Annotated in this window: 23 protein-coding genes; 4 read left to right on the forward strand and 19 right to left on the reverse strand. The window is 58.5% G+C overall.

Annotated features, from left to right (window positions below; all coding sequences use genetic code 11):
• Positions 1 to 74: 74 nt before the first annotated feature.
• From A8O26_RS24955 to A8O26_RS24975, 5 genes are all read right to left on the reverse strand, one after another.
• Positions 75 to 1,013, reverse strand: a complete 939-nt coding sequence (locus tag A8O26_RS24955) for a hypothetical protein (protein ID WP_064120349.1) — start codon at positions 1,011 to 1,013, stop codon at positions 75 to 77.
• A gap of 133 nt (positions 1,014 to 1,146) precedes the next feature.
• The gene (locus A8O26_RS24960; protein WP_064120350.1) at positions 1,147 to 1,647 is read right to left on the reverse strand and encodes a hypothetical protein; all 501 of its coding nucleotides are present in this window, start codon (positions 1,645 to 1,647) and stop codon (positions 1,147 to 1,149) included.
• A 3-nt stretch (positions 1,648 to 1,650) separates the two neighbouring features.
• On the reverse strand, positions 1,651 to 2,403 hold the full coding sequence (locus A8O26_RS24965; RefSeq protein ID WP_367600779.1) for an alpha/beta hydrolase: 753 nt from the start codon (positions 2,401 to 2,403) through the stop codon (positions 1,651 to 1,653).
• Positions 2,404 to 3,066, reverse strand: a complete 663-nt coding sequence (locus A8O26_RS24970; RefSeq protein ID WP_064120352.1) for a hypothetical protein — start codon at positions 3,064 to 3,066, stop codon at positions 2,404 to 2,406.
• Between the two features lie 159 nt (positions 3,067 to 3,225).
• Positions 3,226 to 3,705 (reverse strand): GNAT family N-acetyltransferase, encoded by a 480-nt coding sequence (locus tag A8O26_RS24975; RefSeq protein ID WP_038364457.1) that lies wholly within the window; start codon positions 3,703 to 3,705, stop codon positions 3,226 to 3,228.
• Between the two features lie 224 nt (positions 3,706 to 3,929).
• Between A8O26_RS24975 and A8O26_RS24980 the strand changes: the two genes are divergently transcribed.
• The 4 genes from A8O26_RS24980 to A8O26_RS24995 all read left to right on the forward strand — a co-directional run bounded on the left by A8O26_RS24980 (position 3,930) and on the right by A8O26_RS24995 (position 6,614).
• Positions 3,930 to 4,583 carry an HD domain-containing protein gene (locus A8O26_RS24980; RefSeq protein ID WP_064120353.1) on the forward strand — a complete coding sequence of 218 codons (654 nt, stop codon included), beginning with the start codon at positions 3,930 to 3,932 and terminating at the stop codon, positions 4,581 to 4,583.
• Positions 4,584 to 4,691: 108 nt separating this feature from the next.
• Entirely contained in the window at positions 4,692 to 5,945 is a 1,254-nt protein-coding gene (locus A8O26_RS24985) for an MFS transporter (RefSeq protein ID WP_064120354.1), read from the forward strand.
• A 25-nt stretch (positions 5,946 to 5,970) separates the two neighbouring features.
• On the forward strand, positions 5,971 to 6,312 hold the full coding sequence (locus tag A8O26_RS24990) for a hypothetical protein (protein WP_007908306.1): 342 nt from the start codon (positions 5,971 to 5,973) through the stop codon (positions 6,310 to 6,312).
• A 44-nt stretch (positions 6,313 to 6,356) separates the two neighbouring features.
• Entirely contained in the window at positions 6,357 to 6,614 is a 258-nt protein-coding gene (locus A8O26_RS24995; protein WP_016986009.1) for a hypothetical protein, read from the forward strand.
• Positions 6,615 to 6,775: 161 nt separating this feature from the next.
• Here A8O26_RS24995 and A8O26_RS25000 read toward each other — a convergent pair whose 3' ends face one another.
• The 14 genes from A8O26_RS25000 to A8O26_RS25065 all read right to left on the reverse strand — a co-directional run bounded on the left by A8O26_RS25000 (position 6,776) and on the right by A8O26_RS25065 (position 21,320).
• The gene (locus A8O26_RS25000) at positions 6,776 to 7,705 is read right to left on the reverse strand and encodes a PfkB family carbohydrate kinase (RefSeq protein ID WP_064120355.1); all 930 of its coding nucleotides are present in this window, start codon (positions 7,703 to 7,705) and stop codon (positions 6,776 to 6,778) included.
• Positions 7,698 to 9,164 carry a purine-cytosine permease family protein gene (locus A8O26_RS25005; protein ID WP_064120356.1) on the reverse strand — a complete coding sequence of 489 codons (1,467 nt, stop codon included), beginning with the start codon at positions 9,162 to 9,164 and terminating at the stop codon, positions 7,698 to 7,700. The genes A8O26_RS25000 and A8O26_RS25005 overlap by 8 nt, the downstream gene beginning before the upstream one ends.
• Before the next feature lie 213 nt (positions 9,165 to 9,377).
• Entirely contained in the window at positions 9,378 to 10,376 is a 999-nt protein-coding gene (locus A8O26_RS25010) for an ADP-ribosylglycohydrolase family protein (RefSeq protein ID WP_064120357.1), read from the reverse strand.
• A complete protein-coding gene (locus A8O26_RS25015; protein ID WP_064120358.1) occupies positions 10,373 to 11,086 on the reverse strand; it encodes a GntR family transcriptional regulator in 714 nt (237 codons plus the stop codon). Before A8O26_RS25015 ends, A8O26_RS25010 begins: the two co-directional genes overlap by 4 nt.
• Positions 11,087 to 11,497: 411 nt before the next feature.
• Entirely contained in the window at positions 11,498 to 12,466 is a 969-nt protein-coding gene (gene araH / locus A8O26_RS25020) for an L-arabinose ABC transporter permease AraH (protein ID WP_064120407.1), read from the reverse strand.
• Positions 12,467 to 12,478: 12 nt separating this feature from the next.
• Entirely contained in the window at positions 12,479 to 14,023 is a 1,545-nt protein-coding gene (araG, locus tag A8O26_RS25025; RefSeq protein WP_064120359.1) for an L-arabinose ABC transporter ATP-binding protein AraG, read from the reverse strand.
• 53 nt (positions 14,024 to 14,076) lie between these two features.
• Positions 14,077 to 15,081 carry a substrate-binding domain-containing protein gene (locus A8O26_RS25030; RefSeq protein WP_064120360.1) on the reverse strand — a complete coding sequence of 335 codons (1,005 nt, stop codon included), beginning with the start codon at positions 15,079 to 15,081 and terminating at the stop codon, positions 14,077 to 14,079.
• A 136-nt stretch (positions 15,082 to 15,217) separates the two neighbouring features.
• The gene (locus tag A8O26_RS25035; RefSeq protein ID WP_064120361.1) at positions 15,218 to 16,036 is read right to left on the reverse strand and encodes an SDR family oxidoreductase; all 819 of its coding nucleotides are present in this window, start codon (positions 16,034 to 16,036) and stop codon (positions 15,218 to 15,220) included.
• A 270-nt stretch (positions 16,037 to 16,306) separates the two neighbouring features.
• Positions 16,307 to 17,182, reverse strand: coding sequence for an SMP-30/gluconolactonase/LRE family protein (locus A8O26_RS25040; protein WP_064120362.1), 876 nt, complete (start codon positions 17,180 to 17,182; stop codon positions 16,307 to 16,309).
• A gap of 130 nt (positions 17,183 to 17,312) precedes the next feature.
• Complete coding sequence (locus A8O26_RS25045; protein ID WP_064120363.1) at positions 17,313 to 18,029, reverse strand: FadR/GntR family transcriptional regulator; 717 nt, start codon at positions 18,027 to 18,029, stop codon at positions 17,313 to 17,315.
• A 194-nt stretch (positions 18,030 to 18,223) separates the two neighbouring features.
• Positions 18,224 to 18,784: a DUF1285 domain-containing protein gene (locus A8O26_RS25050; protein WP_064120364.1), complete on the reverse strand. Its 561-nt coding sequence runs from the start codon at positions 18,782 to 18,784 to the stop codon at positions 18,224 to 18,226.
• Between the two features lie 15 nt (positions 18,785 to 18,799).
• Positions 18,800 to 19,405, reverse strand: coding sequence for a DUF4823 domain-containing protein (locus A8O26_RS25055; protein WP_064120365.1), 606 nt, complete (start codon positions 19,403 to 19,405; stop codon positions 18,800 to 18,802).
• Between the two features lie 170 nt (positions 19,406 to 19,575).
• Positions 19,576 to 20,544, reverse strand: coding sequence for a GTP 3',8-cyclase MoaA (locus tag A8O26_RS25060; protein ID WP_064120366.1), 969 nt, complete (start codon positions 20,542 to 20,544; stop codon positions 19,576 to 19,578).
• Between the two features lie 137 nt (positions 20,545 to 20,681).
• The gene (locus A8O26_RS25065) at positions 20,682 to 21,320 is read right to left on the reverse strand and encodes a TetR/AcrR family transcriptional regulator (protein WP_007908276.1); all 639 of its coding nucleotides are present in this window, start codon (positions 21,318 to 21,320) and stop codon (positions 20,682 to 20,684) included.
• Between the last annotated feature and the right edge of the window lie 204 nt (positions 21,321 to 21,524).

Genomic DNA, 21,524 nt, shown 5'->3' on the forward strand with positions numbered 1-21,524 from the left:
TTCACCTGTTTTGTTTTTGGCAGTGAGTGCGAAGGACTATAGACCTCTCAGACGGAAAATCTCAATATGTAATTTTACATCTCATATTGTGGGATGGTATCGGTCCATTTTGTCCAGCGCTGAACGACATCCAGATTGTTGTTGATCAGGATCCTCACTGTTTCGTACTCGCTGGATCCCACCTCATGTGTGTGGCCCTTGTCGTCAGTTATTCCAGGCTCCCGGCGTCCGTCAGCGCGAATAATGGTGTACGCCGCGAAGGGCGCCGGGTTTTCCTCTGAACCTGAAACAACCTTCAGCTTCGTGTTGTTCGGTGCAAACGAGGCCAGCATGCCGGCATAGGGTACGTCGCTACAGAGTCCGAGGCTGTCAATCTGGTCATATCCCAGCGCCAGGTCATAGCGCCAGCGAACGATGCACACTGAGGCAAAAGGCAGCAACGACCTTGGTCGGTCGGACTGTTCAAGCGAAATACGCGCGGGCGCCACGCGAGGATTTTCTATCGCAGCAATGAACCGCGCCGTGGGCATGTACATGACTTTCGAGTAATACGCCACGAACGGGAACGCGGTGATCACCACCTTGCACGGAATGTATTCCTGCGGATTGAGGATCTGCACCAACTCAACCGGTCTAATGTGATTACGGCCGTCATTGACGGCGTGATTCTCGACACTGATATTCGCGAACATCTCATAGCGACGATCGCCTTCGATCAAGCGCATGCCGCTGACGATTCCCGATGCCTCCAGAACGATTTCATGTTCGATGGAAAAATCTGCGTCGCCATTCAACGAGCAATGGATCCACGTACCAATCTGACCTCGCCGACCATGATCCTCATACAGGTCAATGAGGTTTCGGTCGGAGGTGAAACGCAGGTCGTAAGCGGAAGATATCTGGTGATTGATCGAGACAAACTCAAGCCTTGCGGGTGGGACATTGAGGTGCAGGCAAGATGAACACAATAAAAAACCGGCAATCAATAAAACCTTGTAGATGTTTCGATTCATTAGCGGTGTTCCTCCTGAATCACACACGGTTGCAACTGTTGAAATGAATATTCAAGATCATCCGCCCAATATAAAGCTTGATCCCGGAACAATAATTCGGCTTATTTATCCAAAGCACAAAACAACTGACTCATCACTCCAAGCCATCGAGTTCTTTTAAAAAATCTTCGGAAGGAATACGCATGAATTCCGAAAAGTAGGTTTTATATTTTGTTGTATGCACTCTGAATGTACACACAACGAAATCATTCGCCATTAAAGCTCCGCGCAACCCATTACCATCAAGAATACGTTCCTTACCCTGCACTTCTCCGGTCTCTTTAAAAATAACTCTGGCGATATACTTTCCTTTCGACGGGTTTTCACTCACCTCAACGATACCGTTGCCGTAGAGCTTCTGATAATGACCTATAGAAAAATCTAGATCAGGGCCCAAGGTGCAAACCAGTTCCTCGCCAATTTTAGACTGGAACAACCCCAACAAATCGGTATGACTTGAGAAACCGATGAAGAACGAACTTCCGCTCGAGCTAAGTGAAACCGCTCTGTAATCAAGAGCGGCAATTGGCCTGCCATGATTCGAGGAACATGAGCAACAAAGCAATAGGGCAAGCGCCAACAAAAATCTATTCAAAGTCTATTTCTCCCTTAGATAGCCAAGTATAGAGTCTGCCAACAGCTGGCGAGCGGACTTACCCCCATCCAGTTTTTTATCGAACATGACATCCGCATCCGCGTGATTGACATCAACTCGGCCACTGACATCAGGACCTGAAGTTATTTCCCATTGTTCACCAAAGTCCGCGACAGTATCAGATATGTCTCGATTCTTTATTTTATCCGCACGGATATTTACCCAGAACTCCGCCTTTTGCTCAGGTTTTCGCCTGTAAATGGTTGAAATACCATATACGATCTTTCCTTGCCCCACGGGATCTATCGTTATCAGCATTTTGACCTTGTAACCCTTATCGGTCAAAACACTGGAGAGGTGTGCGCCGTTCCAACCGCCCAAACTGTGTCCTATGATATAAACAGGCGTGGTTTTATCAGGAACTTCAACCAATACATTTTTGGCCAGGTCCTCATCGGTCAGGAATTTATTATAAGCCAGTGCTTTCATGTCGCACTTCGACAAATAGCATAGCGCTGCAGCATCAGCCTCTACTTTAGTTCGAACATGACTCACGTTCCAGTTCGGCCCACTGAGGTAGTAACTTTCCTGGTCTCCCGCACCACCGACAAACAAAATGAAGACTTTCTTCATGCTGATCGCAATGATTTTGGCGCACTTATCTTCTGGCTTGGTTAATTCAACGCTCCCCGCGTCTCTTTTAGCCAAAGGTTCCAGGCTTGCCGCATTCTCTCCTGCCATATCAGGGTTTACCACTCAATTCAAAGCTCCTTGCTTCAGGGGTTCCGGGTGCGGCTGATGAATATCGATGTCGGTCGCGGCGAAGCGCCAGCGGTTGTCGACGGGGTCGAACAGGGCGTGGCAATGCTTACGGCTGTCGGGTGATACGGCGGTTTGCAGGTGTCGCCAGGCTTCGGCGGTTTGCCAGGCCAGTTCGGCCGGCGAGGCGTCGTCGAGTTCGTTGAGCCAGGCGTTGTAGTTGCGCAAGTGATTACGCTCGTAAGTCGATTGCAGCAGTTCGGCCATTTGTGCGCCGAGGTCGAGATGATGCTGGGCCGTCCACTGGCCGATCTCGGAATAGACGTACCAGCCCATCGGCATCAACCCGCCGTCCTTGAGCAACGAATGCTCGGCAGGGGCAACGAAACCACAGCAAATGTGCAGCATCAGCCAGCCTTGATGGGCGTCGATAAACGCCGTCGGATCGAAGGTGCGCAGCGCTATCACGCGGTACTCGGCGAGCCCGGCACTGCGCGTCATCAACTCGGCATCAAGGCGTGACACGAACGCACGAATGGCGTTGCCGCCCGTGCGATCTGTCATGCACAGAATGTCGACCGGTTGACGCTGGAGGTTGTCGCTCGAACCTGAATTTTTCACCAGGCCATACAGACGCATTGACGCCCGTAGTCCGCTCATCGCCGGTCACTCGTTGACGCAGCGAAGGCTCCACGGGCGTGGAGAAATTGTGCCAGAGGCATTGCAGGTGTCGTCCGTGAGCGCGCAAAAATGGCGCGTAGAATGCCGGACTAGAGCGCTGGCGACAATCGAATTACTGCCGGATTGCCATCATTGTGTTCAGCCCTCGGCAAACTCACGCAGGACCTGACCATCCATGCGGTAGCGCACCCACTCTTCCTGAGGTTGCGCGCCGAGGGATTTGTAGAATTCGATCGCCGGCGTGTTCCAGTCCAGCACGCTCCATTCGAAGCGGCCGCAGTCGTTGTCGCAGGCGATTTTCGCCAAGTGGCGCAGCAGGGTTTTGCCGGCACCGCCGCCGCGTTGCTCCGGGGTGATGTAGAGGTCTTCGAGGTACAGGCAGTTGCTGCCGAGCCAGGTCGAATAGCTGAAGAAAAACACCGCGAAACCGATCGGCAAACCATCACGCAGGCAGATCAGGCCGTGGGCCGTTGCACCCTCGCCGAACAGGCTGCGTTCGATGTCGGCGACGCTGGCGATGACTTCGTGGCGGGCCTTTTCGAAATCGGCGAGTTCAGTGATGAAGGCGAGAATTTGCGGAGCATCGCTGGGGGTCGCCGGGCGGATGTCGATCGTCATGGACGGGCCTTGTCGGAAAGGAAAACGCCATACTAAGGCCGTGGGCGGCGCTCGTCACATGGCAAAACACACACTACCCTGCGCAATGTTGCAAACACTGCAGTTCCCTGTAGGAGCGAGCCTGCTCGCGAAAGCGCACTGTCAGTGACATTGCGGTGACTGATACTGCCTCTTCGCGAGCAGGCTCGCTCCCACAGGGACTTCGACAATCTGAAAGGATGCTTATGAACTTAGATAGTTTTACACCCGTGGCGGCACTGGCAGCAGAGTTACTGCCGCACGCTCTGGAACCGTCCGATGACGGCGCTCACGACCTCGCCCATCTCCAGCGGGTCTGGCACAACGTGCGTATGTTGCATGAAGAAGAAGGCGGCGATCTGGAGGTATTACTCGCTGCGGTGCTGCTGCACGATTGCGTGGCTGTCGAGAAGAACTCGCCACTGCGCGCGCAAGCCTCGCGTCTGGCGGCAGAAAAGGCTTCATCGCTGCTCGCCGAAATGAATTGGCCCGACGAAAAAATCACAGCCGTCGCCCACGCCATCGAAGCCCACAGCTTCTCCGCCAATATCACCCCACTCACCCTCGAAGCGAGAATCGTCCAGGACGCCGACCGGCTCGACTCCTTGGGCATGCTCGGCGTCGCCCGCACGTTCTACATCGCCGGGCGCATGGGCTCGGCGCTGTACGATCCGCAGGATCCCGAAGCGAAAGCACGCGATTACGACGACAAGCGTTTTTGCCTCGATCATTTCCAGACCAAGCTGTTGCACCTCGCCGACGGATTCCAGACCGTCGCCGGCCAGCGGCTGGCGCAAGTCCGTCATCAGCGCCTGAAGGGTTTCATGGAACTGTTCAAGGAAGAAATCGGCATCGTCTGAGCGTTACTCCGGCGCACAGTGATCCTGACTTCGCCAACCTCGGACCTAATCCGCCGGCCCGCCGTGTTAAACAGATGACGCTGAATTTTTCGGTCAAGGAACCGTGTCATGTCGCCAGCAACACCCCAGGTCTCAGGCAAGCTGTTCGGCCTGTTCTGCCTCGCCAGTTATCTGTTGTCACTGTCATATGGCTCGACGTTTTTGTTGTCGCTGTTGATCGGTTCTCGCGGCGGCAATGAACATGATGCCGGCAGTGTGATTTCGGCAGCGATGGTCAGTACGTTTGTCGCGGTGCTGGTGTCCGGGCATTTGTCGGACTGGCTCGGCGCGGCGCGTTCGATTGCGCTGTTTGGACTGTTACTGGTGGCGGCAAGTCTGGGTTTTGCGTTGACACCGGGCTTTGGTCATCTGCTGCTGTCGTTCGGTTTGTTGCTGGGTTTGGGCTGGGGCGTTTTCTACACTTTGGGGCCGATCATCGTTGCCAGTCTGGTGACGCCGGCGCAGCGGGCGAAGTACTTTGCGCTGCTGTCGGGCAGCATGATGACCGGGATCGGCAGCGGCCCGTTGCTGGGGCGCGCGGCGAGTGCGTTGGGTTTGCCAGTGACCTCGGCGTTTTATCTGGCGGCGTTGGCGAGTTTGATTGGCGTGCTGCTGTTCTGGCGTCTCGGCGCTCGACTGAAAGGTACGCAAGCTACTGCAGCGGCGAGCATCACCTGGCAGGCAACGACTCAGGTGCTCGGTTCTCGCGCCGTGTTTGCGATCATCATGGTCGGTCTCGGCGGTTGCGTATTCGGGGGTCTCTCAAGCTTCCAGACAAGCTATGCCGCTGCCCGCTCGCTGGACTATTCGTTGTTCTTTCTCGGTTTCATGAGCGCGGCCATCAGCAGTCGGATGCTGATCGCCGGATATGTCGTCAAGCGTGATCCTTTGCGCGCATCGTGCCTGCTGTCGGGGCTGATGCTGGGTTCGATCGTGCTGTTCGCGTTCGGTGTGCACAGCGGATTCAGCTATCTGTTAGCGGCACTGATGCTCGGCGTCGGTTATGGCCTGACCTATTCGGTGATCAATGGCCTCGCCGCCAACGAAGCACCAGCCGGTACTACATCGCAGGCTTTGTTGCTGTTCAGTCTTTCGTACTTTATCGGTGTGTTTGGTTTCCCGTTACTGGCCGGGAAAATCATCGTCGAGCACGGCATGAGCACGCTGCTGCTGACGGTGTTGATCGTGGCATTGGCCAATTGGTTGATCACGCTTGGCCGCCTGCTCTGGCGTCGGCTCAATGCCAAAACCGTACAGGCGATCCAGACCGTTCGTCGTTCATCAGGCACCAATCCGATCAGCGGGCAGACCAAAGACAGGTAAGGATTCCAATCACTGGAGAAGCCCTATGATCCCGTCAAGGTTGACCGCTTTCGTATTCAGCGCCCTGCTCTGCCCTGCGGTTTTCGCCGCATCCGCCACCGCTGCGGGCACCGGCCCTACCGACCCGACCCCGCCACGCGCCCCCGCCATCAACAGTGCCCCCGGCATGAACACCGATGGCTCCGGCGTACCCCTGATCAATCAGCCTCCCGCCACCGGCACCGACCCGCGCACGCAGGGCAGTGACCCGGGTCGTCAGGGCGGCATGAATACCCCCGACGCCCCCGCCACCCCAGACAACGCGGGCCCCGGCGTCGGCTCGAAAACCACCACCGGTGGCTCCGGTTCCGAAGGCTCCGGTCAGTAGTTCGCCGACGCGAGCGTCCTGTTCAACCCAATGAAGAGGTAACCATGAACGTCGATAAAAACCTGGAAAAAGAAGTCCTCACCCGCCTGCTGCATGCTCATCCGAGTGGTCTGGGCAAGGAGGTGCTGGACAATTACCGGGGCGAGAAAGTCGTGGCCAGCGCTCTCGCCGCTTTGCAGGATCGTGGACTGATTCACCACGGGCATGTGACCTGTAACGAGGCTGGCGAACATTCGTTGAACCTGCCGATCAAACTCAGTGCCGCTGGCGTTGAGGCGGCGCGCAAGCTGGATCTGCAGTAGTGATGAAGCCGCTCGCTGCCGATGCGGCGGGCGGTGTCCAGCATTGAATTTTGTGTTGAAACTAATGGCCCCTTCGCGAGCAGGTCGAATCGTCGCACCGTCGCTCCCACATTGGAATACATTTCAAATGTGGGAGCGAGCCTGCTCGCGAAAGCTATCTATCAGGCGCCGCCGGACTCGCGGATAAACGCATCCACCTCAGCCGCACCCGGTGAAGTCGCCGGCCCCCAGCGCGTCACCGCGATAGCCGCTGCCGCATTCGCCCGGCGAGCCGCTTCATGCGCGGTCAAACCCTGCGCCAATCCGGCAATAAACACTCCGGCATGGGCATCACCGGCGCCGTTGCTGTCTAGCGCTTTCACCGCAAAACCCGGTACATGTCGACGCTCATCGCGCTGATGAATCCAGCAACCCTGCGGCCCATCCCTCACCACCATCAACACGTCTTCGGGCAAGTGTTCGGCGAGACGATCCAGCGCCACGCCAATATTCTCAGCCCCGGTAAACCGCAGCGCCTCGACACTGTTGCTGGTCCACACATCGATGCGCGGCAGCAATGCCCGCATCATCGGCGAATCTGGCGATTCCACCAGCGGGCCGGGATCGAACACCACGTTGATCGACTTCGGCAATGCCAATGTCCAGTCGAGCAACGCCTGCGCCTTGCCTTCGTGGAGCAGGCTGTAGCCGCTGAGATAAACGTAATCGCCGGCCTCGGCCGCGACGCTGTTCAGGTCCGCTTCCGTTACCTCGCCTTCAGCGCCGATATAGGAAATGAAACTGCGCTCGGCTGATGCATCGGTCAGCGCCACACACAAACCGGTGTCGCGTGGCGCTGGCTCGCGGATGCCGATCTGAATGCCTTCATCGTTCATGGCCTGACGCGCCAGATCGCCGAAACGCCCGCTGCCATGCCGACCGAGATAGACCACCGGTAGGCCATTGCGCACCGCCGCCGCCATCACGTTGAAACCGCCACCCGCTTCGAAACCGGCCGACTGCGCCAGCACGTCACCGCCAATCTGCGGCAATTTATCCACGGCCATGACCAGGTCGATGATGACCTGGCCGGTGTGCAACATCTTAGGCATGAGCATTCTCGGTTTGCGCGGCGCGGCGATCTTTCGCCCCGCCCAGTACACAGTAAATCCCACCAGCGACCACGAAGGTCACGATCCAGCCGAGGCCGTTGTGGCCCAGCCACGAATCAGACAGGAAACCTTTGAACCAGACGTTTTCGGCGGTGGTGCCGATGGTGGTGAAGCTGAAGCCAAGGACGATGGCAATCGCCCACGCGCCGAATGCACGCCACTCGATGCCGCCGCGATACCAGTAGGCGCTGCTCGGGCTGACGTCGAGCAGGTCCTTGGGGCTGTAGTAGTGACGGTGAATCAGGTCGACGACGAAGATCCCGACCCACGCGGTGATCGGCACCGCCAGCAGGGAAATGAAGGTAATGAACGGGCCGTAGAAACTGTCGGCAATCAGCATGAAGTAGATCGAACCGGCGAAGATCGCGACGATGTCGACCACCACCGCGTAAACGCGTTTGACCTTCAGACCCAGCGTCAGCGTGGTCAAACCGGCGGAATACACCGACAGGTTGTTCGACAGCAACAGGCCACCGAACGCGGTGATCAGATACGGCACCGCCATCCACGTCGGCAGCATGTCGCGGATCGCCACGATAGGATCAGTCGCCGAGGCGAGGTCGTTATTGCCCACCGACAACAAGCCGCCGAGGGTGATCAACAACACCAGCGGAATGCCCGCACCGAATGCAGCGGATGCAACCAGACGCACGGCTTTGACGCTGCGATGCTGATAGCGCGACATGTCGGCGCCAGCGTTGGCCCAACCGATGCCAGTGCCGGCGGCCATGGTGCCGATGCCGATGATCATGGCGCTCATCGGCGCGGGCGTGGCGTTGAACACCGCGCTCCAGTCGATGGTCGCGCAGAGGAAGCCGCCGACGAGAATGTTCAGCGCGCCGAACACGTAGGTCGCCCACTTCTGGATGACCAGCAAGGTCGCGTGGCCGAGGCCGGACACCGACAAGGTCAGCAGGACGAAAATGGCGATGAAGATCAGCGTCAGTACCGGAGCATTTTTCGCTTCGACCGGCGAGCCGAACAGGATCGAGCACAGCGACAACAGCACGAATGCCGCGGTGGTGGTATTGACCGTTTCCCAACCGAGACGCGACATCAGCGAGACCAGCGTCGGGCCGATATTGCCGCGCACGCCGAAGATCGCTCGCGACAAGGTCAGGCTCGGCGCGCGGCCACGCCGACCCGCAATCGAAATGATCCCGACCACCGCGAACGAACCGGCGGCACCGATGATTGCAACGATGATCGCTTGCCAGATCGCCAAGCCGCGAAACGCAACCAGCGTGGCACCCAATGGCAGACCGAGAATGGAGATGTTGGCGGCGAACCAGACCCAGAACAGTTGCAGCGGATGGCCGTTGCACTCGGCTTCCGGCACTGGTTCGATGCCGCGGGTTTCCAGTTGCCCGGCGCTTTGCCCGGCGGTTGATGAACTCATGAAGGTGCTCCTGTTTGCCTTTTTTGTGGTTGTGGCAATGATGCAGAACGACTAGACATCCCGGCCGTCCTCGGCCTGTCTGCGCGATCCATTGCGGGTGAATATTCAAGATTTGCGGTGCGGCCTTCGCGAGCAAGCTCGCTCCCACAGAGGTTATGTGAACGCCACAAATCCAATGTGGGAGCGAGCTTGCTCGCGAAAGCGTCAGCCCTGTCAGCGCAAGGCCAAAAGCCCCTGCACCAATGGCTCAAGCTCCAGATGATTGACCGCTTTCACTGTGTCGATCATCGGCACCGGCCAGCTCTCAAGACCCAGGCAGGCCCCGAGCATCGCGCCAAGAATCGCCGCGATGGTGTCAGTGTCACCGCCAAGGCTGGCGGCCATGCACAGCGCTTCAAACGCGCTCATCTCACCGACCGCGACTTGCTGCGCCAGCGCGAACGAGACCACCACCGACTCCTGCGACGCCACCGAAGTGCCGATCACGTCGTAGAGCAGATCGGCCAGCAGTGCCTTGTCGCTATCGACGCTGATGGTGCGCGCCCAACTGATGCGTGAAGCAATGCGGCCGCCAGCGACCCAGTGCCCATGCGCTTCCGCTCGCAGAGCCATTTGCTGACCGAGGTTCAACGCCTCGCCCAGGTCCATGCCATTGATCCCGGCAGACACCACCGCCGCCACCGCCGCCGCACTGGAAATCCCCAGCGTGGTGTTGTGGGTGACCTGGCAGGCCTGCACCACCGCCGAGATAAAGCGCTCGGGATCGGCGACATCTGCCGCGATCCCCACCGGCGTAATGCGCATCGCCGCGCCGTTGGTGGTGCCATAGCGCCCGGCTTCTTCCGGCGAATGGCCGGCGAGGATCATTTCGATCGCGCGTTTGGTCGATGGCCCGAGCAAGTCCTGCGAGCCCTTGGCCTGCATCTCGGCTTCCCACTCGATCAAGCGTTGCGCGAGGATCGCCGGTTCGATGCGGCCCTTGCCCTCGACCAGCAACTCGCCAACCAGAATCGCCTGCTCGGTGTCATCGGTGATCGAGCCTTTGGGCATGTTCGCGGCGATCGGCTGCAGGGGACCGGCGTCCTGCAAATCGGTGATCGTGCCGAAACGGGTCTTGATGGTTTCGCGGTTCAGCGATTGCGTCGGCATGCCCAGCGCGTCGCCGAGGGCCAGGCCATAAAACGCACCAAGGGCACGGTTGAGCGCGGTCATTTCGATTCTCCAAATTGCAGGTGCAGACGGAAATGCACCGGGTCGAGCAGGCTTTCGACCTGCTCCATGAAACGGTTCTGCCGGTCGTAGGTGGTACGCAGTGCTTTGAGGAAAACAGTGCCTTGCGGGCGGCCGAGCAGTTCGGCGTCCTCGGCATTCAACGGTTCGGCGCCGATCCATTGATCGCCGCGCTCACCAATGTAGCCGTAGGCGGCCAGGGTGATGGTCAGGGAATTGTCGATCAGACCGACGCGCGGCAGGCTTTCCAGGCCGCCAGTAGCCGGCATCAAAGAGCGTTCGAGGGACACCAGCGTGCCTGCAGTGGAGCGGCGACGCCGGTCAAGAGTGATGAATTGGTCGGTGCCGAAGCGCGCCAGCAGATCGGGCCGGGTCACGGCTTCCAGACGCAACACTTCGGTGTTGATCAGCGCCCCGCTGTCGGCCAGCGCCTGCGCCCAACCGCTACGCTGGTCGAGGGCGACACCGTCGAAGGTGACGATAGAGCCGACGCCACTCTGTGTGGCGATGTAATTGCGCCGTTTCAGTTCGGCCAGCGCTTCGCGCAACGTGCCACGGCTGACGTTGAATTCTTGAGCCAACTGATGCTCGCCGGGCAACAGAAAGCCGTCCTCCATGAGGCCGCTTTCGATGCGCCGGACGAGCTCGTCGACCACCCGTTGTTTCTTGTCAAATCGTACCTGTCTAATCATGTACAAATTGATAACCGAAACGGGCGCGGGCGGGCAAGGAATATTTGGGGATAGTGACGAAAGGCGGGAGAATCAAAAGCCCCTCACCCTAGCCCTCTCCCGAAGGGAGAGGGGACTGAATGGGGGATGCTCAAGAGGTACGCCGACCTGAAAGTGCTTCGCCGAATCCACAATCGACGACCCCTTTCAGGTCGACGGATCACCTCGGTCGGCCCTTCCTCTCACCCTCACCCTAGCCCTCTCCCGAAGGGAGAGGGGACTGAATGGGGGATGCTCAGGAGGTTCGCCGACCTGAAAGAGCTTTGCCGAATCCATAATCGACGAGGTCTTTCAGGTCGATGCAGGAGGCAAGACACCTCGGTCGGCTCCCTCTCCCTCCGGGAGAGGGCTGGGGTGAGGGTAGCTTTTGACTTAGCGTTGCTTCAGACGGTCAATCACCACAGCCAGCAGCAGAATCGAACCACGAATCACATACTGATAAAACGTATCAATATTCTTCAAGTTCATCGCATTCTCAATAATCGCCAGAATCAACACGCCGGCAATCACATGCCGAATCATGCCAATCCCGCCACTCAACGACACCCCGCCCAGCACGCAAGCCGAGATCACCGTCAGCTCGAACCCCTGACCAATCATCGGCTGCCCGGAGGTCATCCGCGACGCCAGAATCACCCCCGCCAACGCACCAATCACGCCATGCACGGCAAAGATAATGATCTTGGTGCGGTCAACATTCACGCCCGCCAGCAACGCCGCTTCCTGGTTGCCGCCGATGGCCATGGTGTTGCGCCCGTAAGTCGTGTAATTCAGCAGCCAGCCGAAAAACAGAAAGCAGACGATGGTGATCAGAATCGGCACCGGCACGCCAAACAACTGGCCATTACCAAACACGAAGAACGATTCCTGCGACACACCCACCGCTTTGCCGTTGGCAAAAATGTACGCCAGACCACGAACGATCTGCATGGTCGCCAACGTCGTGATCAATGCATTGACGCGCAACTTGGCAATCACAATCCCGTTGATCAGCCCGACAATCAGGCCCATCACCAACGCCGCACTGACACCGAGAAACACACTGTTAGTGTCACGCATCACCACCGCCGCGACCACGCCGGCACAGGCAATCACCGAGCCCACCGACAAGTCGAAATGCCCCGACGCCAGGCAATACAACATCGTGCACGCGGCGATCCCGGTGGTGGAAATCGCCAGGCCCAAACCACGCATGTTCAGCGGCGAGAGGAAGTTGTCGATCAGCAGCGTGCAGGCAATGAAAATACCGATCGCCGCCAGCAGCATGACCCAGTCATCGAGGAAGCGGCGCATGTCCAAAGGCTTGCGCTCAGTCGGCAGGGTTTCTTTCTGGGTTGTCATCATAGTCACCTCTCAGTTCGCCACGCCGTCAGCGCGGTGGCGCGGCAAAGCCAGTTGCAGCAGGTTGGATTCATTGGCCTGGTCGCGGCTGATTTCGCCGCGCAGGGCGCCTTCGCAAAGCACCAGAATGCGGTCGGAAATGCCCATCACTTCCATCAGGTCGCTGGACACCACGATCACCGAAATGCCGTCGGCGGCGAGGTTATGAATGATCTGGTAGATCTCGGCTTTGGCGCCGATGTCGATGCCACGAGTCGGCTCATCGAGCAGCAGAACCTTCATCGGCATCGACAGCCAGCGGCCGAGAATGGCCTTCTGCTGATTGCCACCAGAAAGGAATTTGATCTGCTGCCCAGCGTGCGGGGTTTTCACCTTGAGCGCCTTGATCTGTTTGTCGGCGTTGCCCTTCTCCCAGAGACCGCGAATCAGGCAACCGAGGCCGGAGTTGGCCCCGCGAGCACTGATGTTGATGTTCTCGGCAACACTGGCCAGCGGGATGATGCCTTCCTTCTTGCGGTCTTCCGGACAGAGCAGAATCCCGGCAGCAATCGCGTCGCGCGGTGAGCGCAGTTTCAGTTCATGGCCGCGCAACTCTAGCCGTCCAGCGGTGTTGCGCTCAAGACCGCTGAGCAGGCGAAACAGCTCTGTGCGCCCTGCCCCGACGAGTCCGAACAGGCCAAGAATTTCACCTTTGTGCGCTTCGAAACTGATCGGCTCACGCAGGCCCGGACCGAGCAGGCCGTCGACCTTCAGCGCCACCGCGCCGCGTGGCCGATGGCGATAATCGTAGATGTCCTGAATGTCGCGCCCGACCATGCAGGTCACCAGTTGATCGTGGGTCAACTGGCTCATGTCGTCGAAGGTGCGCACGTAGCGGCCGTCCTTGAACACCGTCACCGCGTCGCAGATGCGGAATACTTCTTCCATCCGGTGCGAGACGTAGAGCACCACTTTGCCCTCGTCGCGCAGGCGGCCGATGATCGCCATCAAGCGGTCGATCTCGCGGGCCGAAAGACTGCTGGTCGGCTCATCGAATGCGATGACATGCGCACCGCGCGACAACGCTTTGGCGATTTCCACCAACTGACGCTGGCCGAGGGACAATCGTCCGACCTTGGTCTGCGGATCAATTTCGTCGGCCAGACCTTTAAGACAATTCAGCGCTTGCTGGCGCAGTGTGCCGCGATTGATCAAACCGAAACTGGCCGGCAGATGGCCAAGAAACAGGTTCTCTGCGACGGTCATTTCCGGGACCAGATGCAGCTCCTGGTGAATCACTGCGACGCCGCTGCCGATGCTGTCAGCCGTCGACTTGAACGCCATGGTCTGCTCGCCGATCTGCAACTCGCCGCTGCTCGGGATGTAAGCACCACCGAGGATTTTCAGCAGGGTCGATTTGCCGGCGCCGTTCTCGCCCATCAAGGCATGAACCTGACCGGGATGCGCGACGAAACTGATAGCGTCCAGCGCCTTCACCCCGGGAAAGGTTTTGCCAATCCCGCTAAAACGCAGGCTGCCGCTGGCGCTGTGTTGTTGTGTCTGTACTTGCGCGTGCATAAAGCCACCTCTTCACACCGAAAAACGGCCCGGCTGCCCGGGCCGTCGCTACGTCAGTTCCACAAGCCGATTTTTTCCAGCTCTTGCTTGAAGTTCTCGCGGGTGATCAGGGTGACGTCGTCCATGGCGGTGTACTTCGGCGGCTCTTTGCCGGTGGTGACCCACTCGTACATCATCTCGGCGGTTTTGTAGCCTTCGATGTGCGGGCTTGGCAGCATCGAGCCGAAGAAGCCGCTGTTAGGCTTTTTCAGTTCGCCGATGGCGTCGGTGCCGTTGATGCCGATACCGATCACATTGGCCGCAGCAAAACCGGCGGCTTCGGTCGCGCGCACGCCGCCGAGCACGGTGTTGTCGTTCATGCCACCGATGATCAGGTTTTTCGCCGCGCTCGGCAGTTTCACCAGCGCCGAGTTGGTGGCGTCCATGCTGCCCGGCACGTCGAGGGTTTTCAGCGCGGCGAACAGAATGTGGTCTTTCGGCATGCCGGCGTCTTCAAGGGATTTCACCGAACCGTCGGTGCGCTTCTTGCCAGTATCGAGTTCGTTGTAGGTGTTGACCACCGCGTAAGTGTCCTTCCAGTCCCAGTTGCGTTTTTTCGCCTCGGCGACCATCGCGTTGCCTTGCTTCTGGCCGACTTCAAACGCGGCCATGCCGAGGTACGGCACGTCTTCCATGAACTTGCCGTTGGCGTCGACGAAACGGTCATCGACGGCAATCACTTTGAGGTCATTGAGTTTGGCTTTGGCCATGATTGCCGGGCCGAGCGAGACATCCGGCGGGCAGATCACAAAGCCCTTGGCACCGTTGGCGGCGAGGCTGTCGATGGCCGAGAGGGTTTTCTCGCCATCTGGCACAGCAATCTTGATCAGTTCGAAGCCCTTGTCCTTGGCGGCTTTCTCGGCGAAGGCCCACTCGGTCTGGAACCACGGTTCTTCCGCCTGTTTGACCAGAAAACCGATTTTCACGGTGTCGGCAGCGAGCAGCGCACTGCTCAGGCTGAACGCGGTGACCGCCAGGGCGGTACTGCACAGGGTACGAATCCCGAAACGACGTTTCATAAGCTGACTCCTTGTTATTTTTTTTGAGCAATGTTTGAAAAGCGTTAAAGCGTGTTCCTGCAAAGCCTGTTGAAAATAGTCATATCGTATGATGATTGGATTTCAGACAGATTCATCCGCGCGAAAACCCATCGGTTCAGTCGTGGTACATCACCGAGCGGCCACCATCGATGGTGATACACGACGCGTTGATAAACGGTGCTTCATCACTGGCCAGGAACACCGCCGTCATCGCCACTTCAAGCGGCTGACCGATGCGTTTCGGCGGGTGCAGATCGAAGGCGCGCTGACGTTCGGCGTGCGGGTCGGCGAAACCGTTCCAGTAATCGACATTGAGTTGCGTCTCGATGTAGCCCGGGGCGATGGCGTTGACGCGAATGCCTTTCGCCGCGTATTCGATGCCGAGGGCGCGGGTCAGGCCGAGCAAGCCATGCTTGGCGACCGGGTACGGAAAGCAACCGGGAATGATGTGGCTGGAGTGGGTCGAGGCGATGTTGATGATGCTGCCGATACCCTGCTCGATCATCTGCGGCAGCACCGCTTTGCAGCCGAACCAGGCGCCGTCCAGATCAATGGCAAAGCAGCGATGCCAGTCTTCCTCGGTCATCTGCAGCGGATCACGGAACACATTGACCCCGGCGCAGTTGACCAACACGTCGATGCGTCCGTGCAACTCAACAGCCCGTTTAGCCATGGCGTGAAGATCGTGCTGACGCGAGACATCTGCCTTCAGCGCCTGCACATCGCAACCCTGCTCCCGCCAATGCGCAGCAACCCGTTCAACCTTCTCGGCCTGGATATCGCTGATCAGCAGTTTCGCTTGCTGCGAGGCGAACGCGGCGACAATGGCTTCACCGATGCCCTGAGCGGCGCCAGTCAGCAACACCACCTTGTTTTTCAGACGCTCGCCCTTCGGCGGTGCGGGCACCGGCGGCAGGGAAAGAGGTTCAGCCATGGATCAGGACTCCTGTTGCGCAGGCACAAAAAAACCGGGCATCTGCCGATGTCCGGTCTGGAAGGCGTTTTGAACGAAACAGGCAGGCGCGGCCGACGGCTTCGAGCCGTTGCGCGACGCGGACTCCACTCGGGAGTGCGATAGAGATTCGCTGCATCACTTCACCTGTTTTGTTCTTTTTAAGTGTGAGTGCGTGTTACTGCTGCAGCCGACTATAAACCCGACCGCCAAATAATCTCAATATATAATTTTGCATCCCATATTTTGGGATTAACCAGCGAAGCGTGTACAGAGTTTGCCGGGCACATCGACGTGCATCGACAGCACCGCGCCGTCCAGTGAATGGTGGTGCGGACTCTGGGCACTGGTGATGTACAGGGTTTTCAAATCTTCGCCGCCGAACACGCAACTGGTCGGGCGGCTGATCGGCAGGTCGATTTTGCGATCGACTTCACCGTCAGGCGTCAGCCGTAGCAGGCAACTGCCGTCCCAACGGGCATTCCAGATATAGCCTTCGGCGTCCATCGCCGAACCGTCCGGGCCGCCGTGCTGATCGGAGCCGTACCAGACTTGTGCAGTATCGAGATTGCCGTCGGTGTGGATGAAGTAACGGTTGAGCGTACTGTCGAGGCTGTCACCGAACAGCAGCGTGGTGCCGTCGTCGCTCCACAACAGCGTGTTGGGAATGCCCAGCCCGCGCAGCAACGGTGTGACTCGCTTGTCCGGATCGACGCGAAACAGGCCACCCGAGCGGCGAGTGATCGGCAGATCTTCGCCCTGCTCGCCGATGTTGTTTTGCATGGTGCCGAGCCACAGACGACCTTGGCCATCGCAACGCGCTTCGTTGGCGCGATTGCCAGGTTGCGGGTCGGCGATGCAGAACAGGGTCAAGCGCGGTTCGAGGCCGGGGGAATCGAGATCCAGTCGATAAACGCCGCTGCTCAGGGTCACCAGTGCATCGCCGCTGTTGCACGGGATGAACGCGGAAACGTGTTCGGGCATCTGCCAGATCTGCACGTTCTGGCCGATCAGGCGCAAGGCCTGTTTGCCGGCAATATCGACCCAGTACAGCGCCTGGGTTGGCGCGTCCCAGAACGGGCCTTCACCGAGTCGGGCGCGGTGTTGGGTCAGGGCGGTCCACGGCATATCAACTCCTCGGATCTTGTTGTTATTTAAAGTGTGCGAGCCTGCTCGCGAAAGCGTCGTGTCAGTCGACGCATGAGTTGCCTGATATACCGCCTTCGCGAGCAGGCTCGCTCCCACAGGGAAATTTGGATTAACTGGCTTTTTTGTCGGCCATGACTTTCGGGTAAAAGCGTTTGATCGCCAGGTCTGCGTTGTCGATCAGGGTCATGCACGCCCACACACCGCGGGCGGAATCGCGAGCGGCGATGGCGTCAGCCATGTCTTTGTGGATCGGCAGCGTGCGGCGCAATTCATCGGGGTCGGCAGCGGAGACTTCGAACGACACCGCGAGCAAGGCGCCGAGGGCCGGGACCATCTGTTCAATGAACTGGTTATGGCTGGCGGCGAGTATGCATTCGTGAAACGCCTGATCGGCGCGGTTGTAGTCGATGCCGCTGTCGACCGCGCGCTCAAGGGCGTTGTAGGCCAGTTGCACTGCGTCGATCTGTTCCAGCGTCGCGCGCTCGCAAGCCCAGCGCACCGCCATCGGTTCGATGGTGCGACGCAGGTCGAGCAGGTCATCGACGAAGTTTTCCGGCAAGCCGTTGCGCGACAGCCAACCGACGACTTGCGGATCGAACAGGTTCCAGCGGCGCACAGGCAGCACGCGCGTGCCGACTTTCGGCCCGACTTCGAGCATGCCTTTGGCGACGAGGGTTTTGATCGCTTCGCGGATGACCGTGCGGCTGACGCCGAGCTGTTCGCCCAGATCGGCCTCGACCTTGATGGTCTGCCCCGGTTTGACTTGGCCAGCGGCGATCCAGCTGCCTAACCAGTCAACGGTCGACGCATGAAAGCTGCTGGACATGAACACCTCAAAGCGGATCGCGATGGGTGATCAAGCTAATGATCATATGAATAACAGTCAATCAGGATTTTTCAGACACCCCACAAAACCAAATGTGGGAGCGAGCTTGCTCGCGAAGGCGTTTTGTCTGCCAGCCTAGATATTGACTGGTAGAACGCCTTCGCGAGCAAGCTCGCTCCCACAGGGTTTCGGATTTAGGGTTCGAGGCCGATGCGGAAGAACTCGCCACCACTCCACACACCGAGCCAGCGCTGCCCGTCGATTTCGCGGCTGACCGCCAATTCCACCAGTTGGTAAAACACATTGCGGTGGATCAGCGCTTCAAGATTGGTGCGGATATGCACGTAGGGCGCGGGTTCTTGCGTCGCCGGATCGATCTCGACCCGAATCGGATGTTCAGGCCCTGCTTCAGCGGTTTCATCGACGTTGGTGGTGAAGCGCAACAACTGCGTCTCCCCATCGCCTTCAACCTCAACGGCAATCGCCACAAACGGCGCATCATCGACCTTGATCCCGACCTTCTCGACCGGGGTGATCAGGAAGTAGTCATCGCCGTCGCGGCGCATGATCGTCGAGAACAATTTAACCATTGGCTTGCGCCCGATCGGCGTGCCCAGGTAATACCAGGTGCCGTCGCGGGCGATGCGCATGTCGATATCGCCGCAGAAGTCCGGGTTCCACAAGTGCACCGGCGGCAGGCCTTTGGTTTTGGGGATCTGTCCCAACAGGTCATTGGCTTTTTGCGGGCCACTCATGGCGTTCTCCTTGAATTATTGGTCGCCGACTCCCAACAGGCTGCGCGCGTACTGCGCCAGCGGCGGGCCGATCAGGTCTTCGGGCTTGCTGTCGTGGAACGTCAGTAAACCGCCACGACTCTTGATCCGTGCAGTATCAATCAAATACTGGGTGCTGGTCTCGATCAACATGATCTGAATCACGCCGCCGTCAATGCCGAGACGATCCACCGCTTCTTGATCGAGCCACTCGTCGGAGTTGCCGATGCGGTCGTCAGCCTTGGCGAAACGCGTGTACAGCAGATAGTGCGCGCCGGCATCGCGAGCTTCGCCCATGGCCTGATCAAGACCTTCGGGCGCGCGGGCGCGACGGACCATCGGGAAGTATTCGACGAAACCTTTGAAAGCTTCTTCGGCCACCACGTTCGGCCGTGGATACGAACCGCCTGGCGGAGCGAACGCGCCTTGGGCGATGTAGATGAACGAGTCCGGCTGAATGCGGAAGTTGTTCACGCGGCGGCTGTCGCTGTGATCCAGCAGACCCGCATCGCTCATCTGATAGCGAGTGCCTTCGGCCATATCGCTGACAGTCATACAGCCGCCAAGCGCCAAAACGGCCAGCAGCAAAACCAGGCTACGCATTCTGTTCCTCCAGTGGCCGGTGACGGAAAACCGGCGAATGGCCGTTGGATGCAGCTTTTGCGCCAGCTCTGGTTCTTCGTTGATTGTTAGATCGTATTCGCGAGCAGGCTCGCTCCCACAGGGGAGTGCATTCCATAGGTGGGAACGAGCCTGCTCGCGAAAGCGGTTGTTCAGCCGCCGATGATTTTCATGACTGTTGCGCCGCCCGAGAAGGCCACTTCCTGCTTGTCGCCCAACGCCTTGACCAGCAAACGCTGGAGCGCCGGCAGCGCCTGATGACGCGGCTTGTCGAGCAGATCGCCGACATAGTGGCGGTTGCTCGACGACAGGCAGCCATGCAGCCAACCGGTCGACGACAAGCGCAAGCGCGAGCATGTACGGCAGAACGGCACGCTTTCGTTGGCGATCACGCCAAAGTTGCCGAGGCCGGGAATTGCGTAGCGCACGGCAGTGGCATCCACCGGTGCGTCGGTTTGCGCGTATTCATAACGCTCGCCAATCAGCTCCAGCAGCTGTTGCAGGCTGACGAACTGTTGCAGGAAAGCATTCGAGTCTTTGGCCAGATGGCCCATGCGCATCAGTTCGATGAAACGCAGTTCGTATCCGCGCTCCAGGCAGTAATCGAGCAGCGGCATCACCTGGTCGAGGTTCTGCCCGCGCAACGGCACCATGTTGACCTTGATCTTCATCCCCGCCGCTGCCGCCTGATCCATGCCGTCGAGCACGGTGGCCAGATCACCGCCACGGGCAATGCTGCGGAAAGCGCCAGCATCGAGAGTATCGAGTGACACGTTGATGCGGCGCAGACCGGCATCGACCAGCAGCGGCAGTTTTTTCGCGAGGAGCTGGCCGTTGGTGGTCAGGCTGATGTCGTCCAGGCCCATCTTGCCAACAGCGGTCATGAACGATTCGAGTTTGGGGCTGACCAGCGGCTCGCCACCGGTGATGCGTAGCCGTTCGATGCCGGCAGCTTCGATCAGGTATGCCACGCCACGCGCCATGGCTTCGGCCGACAATTCATCCTGCGCAGCCACCAACCGCTTGCCGTTGGGCACGCAGTAGGTACACGCGTAATTGCAGGCTGAGGTCAGGCTGATGCGCAAATTGCGAAAACGCCTGCCTTGACGGTCAACGATCATGATCACTCCGGCGATAGAATTTCGAGCCGCTAAAACTTGACTCACAAATCAAGTTTTAGCAAGCCCTATGCCTGAGTATATTCCTGCGCTACTGCGTCATGTAGCGAAATCATGGCGCAATAAGGCAGCTGAATGGCTCAGCTGCTCGGGGTTTCCGGGTCGCGCTTGCGTTTGTTGCCCATGCGCACGCCAATGTCCATCAGGAACTGGAAGAAACCTTCCTGATCTTCCAGCACATTGCTCCAGAACGGCGAGTGATACAGCGCGACGGCGCCGTGCACCAGCGCCCAGGATGCGCAGTAATGGAAGTACGGCGGCACGTCTTCAAGCTTGCCTTCGCTGATGCGGCCCTTGATCAGCAGGGTCAGGCGTTCAAAGTTCGAGGCACGGATCTTGTGCAGCTCCTCGACCATTTCCGGCACCTGATTGCCTTTGACGACCTTCTCTTCGAGACGGTCAAACAGACGATAACGCTGCGGGTCGCGCATGCGGAATTCGAAGTAGGCGCGGGACAGCGCTTCCTTGTCCTTGTCGACATCGGCCGAATGCAGCAGCTCGTTCAAATCGCGCTCGTAATCGAGCATCAGGCGCAGATAGATCTCGGCCTTGGATTTGAAGTGTTTGTAGATCGTGCCTTTGCCGATACCCACGGCATCAGCAATCATCTCGACGGTGACACTGTCTTCACCTTGGTCGAGGAACAGCTTGAGCGCGGTATCGAGAATTTCTTGCTCGCGGCGACGAAACTCACGGACCTTACGAGGTTCTTTGTGCATAAGAAAAGGTCTGAAGGGTCAAAATTCGAAGCCGCGTATTATGCCTAACTTGCGCAAAAATGCACGGATCATCCGACCATATCTGTGTTTCTTGTTCGTTTTGAGAACGTTTTGGGCGCAATGAGAACTCAACTGAAGCGAACGTATTCCAAATTTGTTTAAAAACCCCGACCGGCTAACTGGACTGCACGCCAGACTGATCAA

The organism is Pseudomonas fluorescens, from assembly GCF_001648775.1.
In the GTDB taxonomy this organism is placed as follows: Bacteria; Pseudomonadota; Gammaproteobacteria; order Pseudomonadales; family Pseudomonadaceae; genus Aquipseudomonas; species Aquipseudomonas fluorescens_M.

What these genes read in the sequence shown, in the direction of transcription:
- A8O26_RS24955 (WP_064120349.1), bottom strand. Translation starts at nt 1,013, where the DNA reads ATGAATCGAAACATCTACAAGGTTTTATTGATTGCCGGTTTTTTATTG.
- A8O26_RS24970 (WP_064120352.1), bottom strand. Translation starts at nt 3,066, where the DNA reads ATGAGCGGACTACGGGCGTCAATGCGTCTGTATGGCCTGGTGAAAAAT.
- A8O26_RS24975 (WP_038364457.1), bottom strand. Translation starts at nt 3,705, where the DNA reads ATGACGATCGACATCCGCCCGGCGACCCCCAGCGATGCTCCGCAAATT.
- A8O26_RS24980 (WP_064120353.1), top strand. Translation starts at nt 3,930, where the DNA reads ATGAACTTAGATAGTTTTACACCCGTGGCGGCACTGGCAGCAGAGTTA.
- A8O26_RS24985 (WP_064120354.1), top strand. Translation starts at nt 4,692, where the DNA reads ATGTCGCCAGCAACACCCCAGGTCTCAGGCAAGCTGTTCGGCCTGTTC.
- A8O26_RS24990 (WP_007908306.1), top strand. Translation starts at nt 5,971, where the DNA reads ATGATCCCGTCAAGGTTGACCGCTTTCGTATTCAGCGCCCTGCTCTGC.
- A8O26_RS24995 (WP_016986009.1), top strand. Translation starts at nt 6,357, where the DNA reads ATGAACGTCGATAAAAACCTGGAAAAAGAAGTCCTCACCCGCCTGCTG.
- A8O26_RS25000 (WP_064120355.1), bottom strand. Translation starts at nt 7,705, where the DNA reads ATGCCTAAGATGTTGCACACCGGCCAGGTCATCATCGACCTGGTCATG.
- A8O26_RS25005 (WP_064120356.1), bottom strand. Translation starts at nt 9,164, where the DNA reads ATGAGTTCATCAACCGCCGGGCAAAGCGCCGGGCAACTGGAAACCCGC.
- A8O26_RS25010 (WP_064120357.1), bottom strand. Translation starts at nt 10,376, where the DNA reads ATGACCGCGCTCAACCGTGCCCTTGGTGCGTTTTATGGCCTGGCCCTC.
- A8O26_RS25015 (WP_064120358.1), bottom strand. Translation starts at nt 11,086, where the DNA reads ATGATTAGACAGGTACGATTTGACAAGAAACAACGGGTGGTCGACGAG.
- araH (WP_064120407.1), bottom strand. Translation starts at nt 12,466, where the DNA reads ATGACAACCCAGAAAGAAACCCTGCCGACTGAGCGCAAGCCTTTGGAC.
- araG (WP_064120359.1), bottom strand. Translation starts at nt 14,023, where the DNA reads ATGCACGCGCAAGTACAGACACAACAACACAGCGCCAGCGGCAGCCTG.
- A8O26_RS25030 (WP_064120360.1), bottom strand. Translation starts at nt 15,081, where the DNA reads ATGAAACGTCGTTTCGGGATTCGTACCCTGTGCAGTACCGCCCTGGCG.
- A8O26_RS25035 (WP_064120361.1), bottom strand. Translation starts at nt 16,036, where the DNA reads ATGGCTGAACCTCTTTCCCTGCCGCCGGTGCCCGCACCGCCGAAGGGC.
- A8O26_RS25040 (WP_064120362.1), bottom strand. Translation starts at nt 17,182, where the DNA reads ATGCCGTGGACCGCCCTGACCCAACACCGCGCCCGACTCGGTGAAGGC.
- A8O26_RS25045 (WP_064120363.1), bottom strand. Translation starts at nt 18,029, where the DNA reads ATGTCCAGCAGCTTTCATGCGTCGACCGTTGACTGGTTAGGCAGCTGG.
- A8O26_RS25050 (WP_064120364.1), bottom strand. Translation starts at nt 18,784, where the DNA reads ATGAGTGGCCCGCAAAAAGCCAATGACCTGTTGGGACAGATCCCCAAA.
- A8O26_RS25055 (WP_064120365.1), bottom strand. Translation starts at nt 19,405, where the DNA reads ATGCGTAGCCTGGTTTTGCTGCTGGCCGTTTTGGCGCTTGGCGGCTGT.
- A8O26_RS25060 (WP_064120366.1), bottom strand. Translation starts at nt 20,544, where the DNA reads ATGATCGTTGACCGTCAAGGCAGGCGTTTTCGCAATTTGCGCATCAGC.
- A8O26_RS25065 (WP_007908276.1), bottom strand. Translation starts at nt 21,320, where the DNA reads ATGCACAAAGAACCTCGTAAGGTCCGTGAGTTTCGTCGCCGCGAGCAA.